A 9,167-nucleotide genomic window follows, 5' to 3' on the forward strand; every position below is an offset into this window, starting at 1 on the left:
AAATTATTTAAGAATATTATTTCGGTTATTTTTAGGGGGATAAGAATATCTTATTGGGTGATTAATATTTCTAACTTCATTAGAAAATTCTGATTAATTATACTGAATATAGCAAATGGGGAAGGGGATAGAATTTAGTTGAAATCTGATAGATTATGGGTTCAGTTAATTTCAGGTGCAAACACTCGAATAGATGAAAAAAATCGCATTCATTCAACGTGGTATAAATACGATTAACGATAAGATTTTAAAAGCGAAAAACCGTGGCGCTGCTAGAGTAATCATTTACAACAACGTTGATGGTTTAATGCCTTTCTATTTAGCTGAAGGTGGGAAATGTAAATTTACATAATCATTTTGCAATTATAGAATCGTTCAAATGTTACCTAATATAAAGGAGGCTAATATGTTAGTAGGAGAAATCATCAAATATTATCGAGAGAAAAAAGGGATTAGTCAATCAAAATTAGGTGAGGGAATTTGTGGTAAGGCCTATATTAGTAGATTTGAAGGTGGAAAAGTTGCTTTAACACCCGAAATTATCACCAAATTTGCAGATCGATTAGAAATTGATATAAGTAATGAGATTGAATCATTATATCAAATTGAAAATCAGTTAAATGATTGGAATCATGCGCTCATCATGCAAAAAACAGCACAAATTGATGAAATAAAATTAGAATTAGAGCAAAATTCCTTTATTATGACATCTAAACATGCGGCTTACTATTTGCTCTTAACAGCAAAGTATTATCACTTTAAAGGTCTGTTTCTAGAAACTAAAAATACAATTGAGTACGTCGAAAAGAAGTTTTCAAATTTGTCTAATTATGAAAAAAATCTTCTTCTACATATAAAGGGAATGTATTGTATTAGCACATTTGGGACTGTTGATAGTGAATTGTTTCAAACTGCTGTGAACATATTAGAACAAATTAACATGGATGAATATAAAAATGAAGAATATTACTATCACTTAGCGCTTGCTTATCATCATGCGAAAGCAAAAATATTCGCATATAAATACGCTGAAAGAGCACTTCAATTTTTTAATAAAACATCTAACTACGTTAGTGCTATTAGTGCACAAATAATAATATTAATGCAATTTGATAGTGATCAAGAGATTGATTTTTTAGAATTGGTCGAAAACTATAAAAATCTAATTCATAATTGTGAAGTTTTAGATGCTCTTGAAAATAAAATTATTATTTTATCTAATTTAGGAGAAGAATTTTTTAAAAGAGGTTATTATAGCCAAGCTGCTCATTATTTTGAAAAAGCAGTTTTATTGACAGATAAAACAGATAAAGCAGATAAAATATCAATAAAATATGTCCGTCGATTATATCATTTCGTGGAAGCATGTTTAGAGGGAGAGTTATTGAATCAAGAAGAGTTATTAGCAAAAATAGAAATTGGTACGAAGCTAGCTAAGAAAGCATGTCCGATCTTTTTTAATCTATTTAACCTGTTTGCATTGAAGTGTAAACAAGAACATAACCAATACTATGAATTGTTAGCTGAAGTAGTCATACCACAGTTAATTTCAACCAATAATACTTTCTTTTATGAGCAATATGGCAAAAAATTATTTCGTTATTATCTAAAGATAAAAGAATATAAAAAAGCTATTGAGTTAGATCAAGACTTTAGTTTTATGAATCAAGTATTAAATTAAAAAGTAATTAGACAACGAGATTCGTTGTCTAATTACTTTTTTGAGTTAACAAACGTTATTTAATATTAAAATATGAAAAAAATGAAAAGTTTATAAACAATCGATAAGAATTTCATCGAAATTCATCTTGTAAACCCCGAAACCTTGAATTAATAAGGAAAATATAACCCAATTGATTAAAGAATGAAAATTCTTAATAATAAAATTAAATAAGTAGACAATTTGTTACAAATTATTTGCTTATTTTTAGGGAAATAGTAAAGAGTTTTGTTAGAAAAAGAATATTTTTGTACTTCAATGTAGCAATCTACCTTGTCGTAAATTATCTAGGAGGAAGAGAAATGGGGAATAAGACAGAGAAAAAGTTTTTAAAAAGCTTTACAGTGTTAGCTTTAACATCGGGCTTTATACTTGGCTCACTTGGGCAAGTAACCAATAGTACTAAAGCAGCAAGTCCAAGTAAAGCAGAGGATATTCTAGCAAAGTTAACTTCTGAGCAAAGAGCAGCACTTGAACAACTTTCGACTAATGAAGAATCTGGTCTTCAAATTTCTTCAGATATTAATTTAAATTCTTCAGAACAAACAAGCGTCATTGTTGAGTTTGCAAATAAACCTGCTAAAGTTGCCCAAATCGAAGCAAGTGTAGAGGGAAAATCATTAACTTCTACAGAAGCGGCAAATTTAGTCGATCAAGATCATGAGACATTTGCTAAAGATGTTGATCAAGTATTAGAAAGTGGTAAAACGAAAAAAGTAGATTATAAGATTAATCGTTCATATAAAAATGCCTTTAATGGTGTTTCAATGAGTCTACCTGCAAATCAAATTAAAAATCTATTGAAATCAAAAGCTGTAAAATCGGTTTGGAGTAACCAAACATTTTCAATTGATCCTCCTAAAGAAAACGGTCAATTAAAAGCAGATGAAGCAAATGTTGGTAACTATACTCCTTATGATGCATTAGATCGTTTACATGCAGAAGGTTTCACAGGTAAAGGAATTAAAATAGGGATTTTAGATACAGGTATTGACTATAACCACCCAGATTTGAAAGATGCATATAAAGGTGGATATGATTTTGTAAACAATGATAATGACCCAATGGAAACAACTTACACAGATTGGAAAAAATCTGGCCAAGCAGAATTTATTAGCGGAAGTGCGTACTACACTGAACATGGAACACATGTAGCCGGAATCATTGGTGGACGTGGTAAAGCAAATAGTGAATACAAAACTGTTGGTGCGGCACCAGAATCGGATATTTATTCTTACCGAGTACTTGGTCCGTACGGTAGTGGAACAATGGATGCAATCATAGCCGGAATTGACCGTGCAGTAAAAGACGGTATGAATGTCATTAATATGTCTCTAGGAGCAACATTAAATGACCCTCTATTTGCAACTTCAATTGCGGTAAACAACGCAGTATTAAGTGGAGTAACGACTGTCATTGCGGCAGGAAATAGCGGGGATCAAATGTACACTCTTGGTGCGCCTGGAGCTGCAGCTTTAGCTTTAACAGTAGGTGCATCATCTATTGCACTTGATATTTATCAATTTGCAGGTGTACAAGATAGTAAAAACTATTCTTTAAGACAGTTAGCGAGAAATTATAAAGATGATGTAACAACATTAAAAGGAAAAACTTATCAGCTTGTTGATGTTGGATTAGCTAACCCTGCGGACTTTAATGGAAAAGATTTAAATGGAAAGATTGCATTTGTTAAGCGTGGATCAATTGCATTAATTGATAAAATCAAAAATGCAAAAGCAAATGGCGCTGCTGGCGTATTAATGTATAACGATGAGACAAATAAAGCAGAAGGTGCAATACAATCATTCCTTGGTGAATCAGTCGATGCGATTCCTGCATTCTCAGTTTCAAATGATGAAGGTAATACGATCGCAGCTGCAATTAAAGAGGGTAAAACAGACTTCATATTCGGCGATTTCACGAAATTAAAAACAGCTTCAGATGAATTAGCAAAATTTAGTTCTAGAGGTCCATCTCGAGTGAACTATGATATTAAACCAGAAGTTACAGCGCCTGGTGTTTCAATTCTTTCGACAGTTCCTTTCTATGTAAACGATAAAACAGTTGATGGATCAAAACCAGAAGATTACAAGTATGCGTATGAGCGCTTATCAGGTACTTCTATGGCAACACCTTATGTAGCAGGAATATCTGCGTTATTACTGCAATCAAATAAAGATTTAAAACCAGAAGATATCAAATCAATCTTAATGAATACAGCAGATCCACTTTCAAAGGCTTATAGTGTATTTGAAGCAGGCAGTGGCCGAGTAGATGCTTATGAAGCAATCCACTCAAATGTTGAATTAGAAGTAGTTGATAAAACGCCAACAATCATTAATGGAAAACAAAATTCAATACAAGAATTGACAGGTGGAATGAGCTTTGGTTCATTTGGATTTGATGACCAAGATATCGCTGATTCACGTACTGTAACATTAAAGAACCGCAGTGAGAAAGCAAAAACGTTTAATGTAGATGTGAAGTTCCAAACTGGATTAAGAGGTTCATTAGATGCAGCTAAAAACAATGTAACATTAACTGGTCCTACATCTGTAAAATTAAATGGAATTAGTCAAAAATCAATTAAATTTAATTTAAACATTCCAAAAACAGCAGATAAAGGAACATATGAAGGATATATCACTTTCACGAATACTCAAGATCCAACTGAAACATATCAAATTCCGTTTGGTGGACGAGTAATAAAAGAAGGCATTGATTCAGTTGACGCCTTACCAATGTATTCATCCGATACAGCTTGGCCGGCAACTGCGTGGCCTTTCGAATCATTTTCATACTCATTAAAATCACATATGAAAACATTAGAAGTTATTTTACAAGATGGCGTAACAGGTGAAGACCTAGGATTAGTAGGCTCGTTGAGTCCGATATTACTGAACGAAAATCAAACTTATTATGTTACAAAAGGGTTTACTGGAACATACTATCCATTTACTGGTGACTCAGCGAATCCGATTAGCTATCAACCAGAAATTGCTCAACCAGGACACTATAAAATTAAGATGGTTGGATCAAATGAACAAGGTAAAACATTTACAAAATCATCTGATTTCTTCTATGATCTTGGTAAACCAACTATGACTTCTAGCTTTGATTCTTTAGATCAAAAAGTTATTGAATATAACGACAGTCAATTTGATTCAAATGGACAATTCTTATATGACTTTAACTTTAACTTAAATGATCCTGAAACAGATGAAGCTAGTAAACTAGGTCTTCCAGTTGATCAATCAAACAATGCAGTTGTATCGTTCTATAATAGCTCATTTCCTGCTAATCCGATTTATACTGATAAAAATGGTAATTACACAGATAAACTTGTAGTTAGAAAACAAAAAGCACCTTTACAAGTCCAGTTTTACGGAATGGATTATGCAAGAAACTTTACTGGAAATGCTTTTAATATGTTAAGAGTTGTTTTCGTGGATCACAATTTACCATATTACTATTTAAAGGCAAATAAACAAATCGTGACAACAGGGGATACAGTAAATTATAGTGTTCGTTCAAACAATGTTAAAAATCTAAAAACAAGTAAAATTACAATACCAGTTGATTCTAACATTGCTTCAATTGAAAATGTAGTTGTAAATGATGCAGTAAAACAATATGGTAATGCACAAGTGTCTGTATCTACGGCTCCATCAGGAGGGTATTTAAACTATACAATTACATTCACTTATTTAGGCGATAAAGTATTACCAGAAGACTTACAGTTAGTTAATTTCGACCTTAAAACGTCTAAAAAATTTACAGATGGTATTTATGGAGGATCTGCTTTCAATTGGTATACAATGACAGCCTCTACGACTGATCAATCAGATGTAGTGACTAATAATGTTTACTCTTACATGGAAAGTATTAAATATAAACCAACCTATTCAAGATTAGATGGAGCAGTACGAGTTGAAGGTGCAACTGATCCAACAACAGGTCAGCAAAATTTTGCGCTTGATCAAAGTGCAATAGGTGCTAAAGTAACAGTTACTTCTTATGATGGAAAAACAAGTGTTAATGCGCCGAGTTTCAATAAGAGTGGCCAGTATATCATTGAAGGTCTGAAAGCTGAAGTAAATCCTTATACGGTAACTGTTGATGTACCAGGTCATTTCACGATGAACCGACAACTTGTTTTATCTAATAATGTACGTGGGGAAATCGTAGGTAAGAGATTAGGCTGGAATTTACCAGTTGCTGCAGCAGGAGATGTTAACAAAGATAATGTAATCGATATTTTAGATGCATTAGCAGTCCAAACCTATTGGGGTACAAATAAAGCATCAGCAGATTTTAACTTTGATAAAGTAGTAGATAAAAAGGATATGGATTTCATTGTTAAAAATTACGGATTAAAGAATCCTACTGTAACTAATGTACCAAAAGCAAAAACTGCTTATAAAGGCGTTACCTTGGATGATGTATTAACACAATTAGGTTTACAATAAACAAGAAATGAAGAGAAGTTGAATACTTTCTTTGTAGAGTCTGTAAAATATTTTATTATATAATATTGGCACAGGTGAACTGAGAATATTTCTGAAATGGTATAAGAAAGATAAGGGATTTAGACGAATAACACTCGATGTAAAAATAAAAATCATGTTTTGTTTTAGTTTTCACTTGTTCCTTATTAAAGCTAAAGACTCCTGCTAGTAAATTTAACTAGTAGGAGTCTTCTTATGTTTAAAAGATGAAATAGTATACGATAGTTATATTCTAGTTAGGATAGCATGAGTTAATGGAGTAACATTAAGGTGTTTTATTGGTATAGCCCTATTCAATGAAGGTAGGGAGTTTCTATTTTCAACTTTAATCATTAACTCAAATATTTATTTCCTTTTGTCACGGTTAACAACAAGCATACTCGTTAAATTTGCGATGGATTTAGCTTTAAAAACTGTAATTGGAACAGAGGTTATTGGGGAATTTACGACATTTTCAACGTTAAAGAATAATATCATCTATTGCTAAAAATCTTAAAAACTTTATTCAATCTATTTTCCTAAGAAATATGACCTGTAAGTACATTAAAAATAGACATCTAGCAGGCAGGACGACGGACTGATCAGTAAGGAAAAGTACACCTTACTGTCATTTCCGTATGTGTCGATTCGTCATTAAATAGACCGATTACGGTCTGTAAGGCCATTGCCACATTCCATAGGTTCCTGTTCCATTTACGGCAAGTCCGCCATACGAACGAGCCAGGAAAATAGGGAAGTATAGTAATAACAAACCAGTATTTGCGTTAAGTGTTAAGTTTGTAGAAGGTGAAGATTATACTGCAAGTGAAGGCAAAAATCGTTCAAATAGGCCTCAGAATCCGAAATACAAGTGTTCCAATGATTGTAACTGGGAAAGAGTCAGAAGCAGATGGTGTATTTGCTTTATGTAGTGAAAAATGCGAAAAGAAAATGAAAGAAACTATATCACAGGAATTAGAAAGTTAAAGAATTTAAAGACATTTCTCTTTAATAGAACACTATTAAGCCTTAGACAAAATGATGGGGATAATGTATATAAAAATTATTCAACGAACGCATGCGATAGTTATATAAGAAAGGGATCTATATATTAGTCTTATAAAAAATGAAATGTCTATTTTTATTTAGGATAATTTGAGTGTTTTTACCTATATTGCTAAAATTGAAACATTACAATGTATTGAGCGTGAAACTGGTAATGATGTATTCGTTCACTTCTCAGCAATTCAAATTGAAGGATTCAAATCATTAGATGAATCTTAAGCAGTTACATTTAAAGTAGAACAAGGGCAACGCGGACCACAAGCAACTAATGTTAAAAAAGCATAGTTAACCATAATAGTCGGATTCAATATTTTAGAATCCGTCTTTATTTATATTCTATAATATAAAAAAACCCCTATTCATAAAAAGAATAAGGGGATAATCTAATGTGGAAATTGATATTGAAAATGATTTAAGGTATCATAGCACATTTAAAATGAATAAAAGAAATTTACCGAGTTATATAGTTACTTTATTTCCTAGTGTATTGCTTAAATGATATTCAGCACCTTCTTTTTTTATCATAAACAGATACGCTACAAAACCAAGTGTAGCAGCCACAATAAGCATAATAATGGAAGGTCCAAAATCACCACTAGACAAATCGCGAACCCAGCCCATAATATAGCTCGAAAAGCCACCCATAATATTCGTGAAACCCATTAAACCGGCTGCGCGCCCTGATGTTTCAGGTGTTGAAAATTTGACGATGAATAAATTGGTTAAATGAAACATTCCCCCCTGAGATCCCATGGCGAGCCCCATAGAAACACCTGCCACAATAGGATTTGGTGCAATAACAGCGATTGTCAAAAATGAAGCAGTTAGTAAGAAAAGGATCATCGCAAGCAAACTCGGGCGTTTCGTTTTGTCCGCAAGGAAACCTCCAGCCAAGACAAATCCAAGAGCGAATAGCCATGATAATGAAGTAATACCAGTCATAGCTTCTCTCTCAAAACCTTTTGCTTCAACAAGATATGTAGGCAACCAGATACTGATTCCAAAGAAAAGAAATGACGACATCAAATTGCCAAACCAGACAATCCAATAACGGTACTCCTTAGCGAAGAATTGCTTTGATTGCGTATTTTCTGCTTCGTCTTTCTGCCGAATATGGTTAACCTCTTCTTTACTGATACGTGGATGTTCTTCTGGCGTATTTCGAGACAGAAAAAGGAACAATGGGATATTAATCAATAAATTAAATGTGGCAAGAATAAAGAATGCTGCCTGCCAATGAAAAGTTGAAATAACTAAAATGAGAATAATGGCACCCAATGCTGGGCCAAGATAGTTGCCAGTAATCCAGGATGACTGTGCCCTACCAAGCTCTCGTTTATTAAACCAATTCGAAATAAATTTACCCGATACTGGAATCATCATACCTTCCCCGATTCCGAGGATTACTCTGCTAAATAAAAACATTTCGTACGAAGTAGACAACCCTCCCATAACCATGGTTGATGTCCAAATAAGTAGTCCAATAATAGCTGTTTTCCGTGCCCCTAATTTGTCGATAATAAATCCCCAAAAGATGTTAGAACATGAGTATGAAATCATGAAAATAAAGGTGATAAGGCCAATTTTTGCATTCTTATCTGGCCCAGTTAAACCAAGATCACTTAAAAATCCTGGATCTGTTTGAATGACCGAAATACCTACTTTATCAATCTGGCCGAAAAACCAGAAGAAAAAAATAGGAACTGCAATGTACAACCATCTTTTTTGACCATGAAACATGTTTATACCCCCTTTAATTTAAGCCAACCTTTCCATACGTTTTCATCACCTGCAGTCAAAACGCAATTTTTCACATTATTTATCAACTCCCAGTTAAACAAAAACAACTTCGTTTTATATGTAAAACAAAGTTGTTTTTGTTTATAATTTTATAA

General features: G+C 32.9%; 5 protein-coding genes and 1 pseudogene. 5 read left to right on the forward strand and 1 reads right to left on the reverse strand.

Features of this window, described 5'->3' with window-relative positions; all coding sequences use genetic code 11:
* The first annotated feature begins 193 nt into the window (after positions 1-193).
* The 5 genes and pseudogenes from CN514_RS25280 to CN514_RS08595 form a co-directional block, all read left to right on the forward strand.
* Positions 194-352: a PA domain-containing protein gene (locus CN514_RS25280; protein WP_141529336.1), complete on the forward strand. Its 159-nt coding sequence runs from the start codon at positions 194-196 to the stop codon at positions 350-352.
* 54 nt (positions 353-406) lie between these two features.
* Complete coding sequence (locus CN514_RS08580; protein WP_176525843.1) at positions 407-1,681, forward strand: helix-turn-helix domain-containing protein; 1,275 nt, start codon at positions 407-409, stop codon at positions 1,679-1,681.
* A 341-nt stretch (positions 1,682-2,022) separates the two neighbouring features.
* Positions 2,023-6,189 (forward strand): S8 family serine peptidase, encoded by a 4,167-nt coding sequence (locus CN514_RS08585; RefSeq protein WP_098232240.1) that lies wholly within the window; start codon positions 2,023-2,025, stop codon positions 6,187-6,189.
* An 843-nt stretch (positions 6,190-7,032) separates the two neighbouring features.
* Positions 7,033-7,194, forward strand: coding sequence for a hypothetical protein (locus tag CN514_RS08590; protein WP_286141609.1), 162 nt, complete (start codon positions 7,033-7,035; stop codon positions 7,192-7,194).
* A gap of 213 nt (positions 7,195-7,407) precedes the next feature.
* Positions 7,408-7,557, forward strand: a pseudogene (locus tag CN514_RS08595) (cold-shock protein); the annotation flags it as partial.
* A gap of 174 nt (positions 7,558-7,731) precedes the next feature.
* Here CN514_RS08595 and CN514_RS08600 read toward each other — a convergent pair.
* Positions 7,732-9,012, reverse strand: a complete 1,281-nt coding sequence (locus CN514_RS08600; RefSeq protein ID WP_098232241.1) for an MFS transporter — start codon at positions 9,010-9,012, stop codon at positions 7,732-7,734.
* Between the last annotated feature and the right edge of the window lie 155 nt (positions 9,013-9,167).

This window comes from Bacillus sp. AFS001701, assembly GCF_002559405.1.
Lineage (GTDB): Bacteria > Bacillota > Bacilli > Bacillales > Bacillaceae_G > Gottfriedia.

Excerpts from the sequence above, each read along its gene's own strand:
- CN514_RS08585 (WP_098232240.1), top strand. The coding sequence starts at position 2,023 with ATGGGGAATAAGACAGAGAAAAAGTTTTTAAAAAGCTTTACAGTGTTA.
- CN514_RS25280 (WP_141529336.1), top strand. The coding sequence starts at position 194 with ATGAAAAAAATCGCATTCATTCAACGTGGTATAAATACGATTAACGAT.
- CN514_RS08600 (WP_098232241.1), bottom strand. The coding sequence starts at position 9,012 with ATGTTTCATGGTCAAAAAAGATGGTTGTACATTGCAGTTCCTATTTTT.
- CN514_RS08580 (WP_176525843.1), top strand. The coding sequence starts at position 407 with ATGTTAGTAGGAGAAATCATCAAATATTATCGAGAGAAAAAAGGGATT.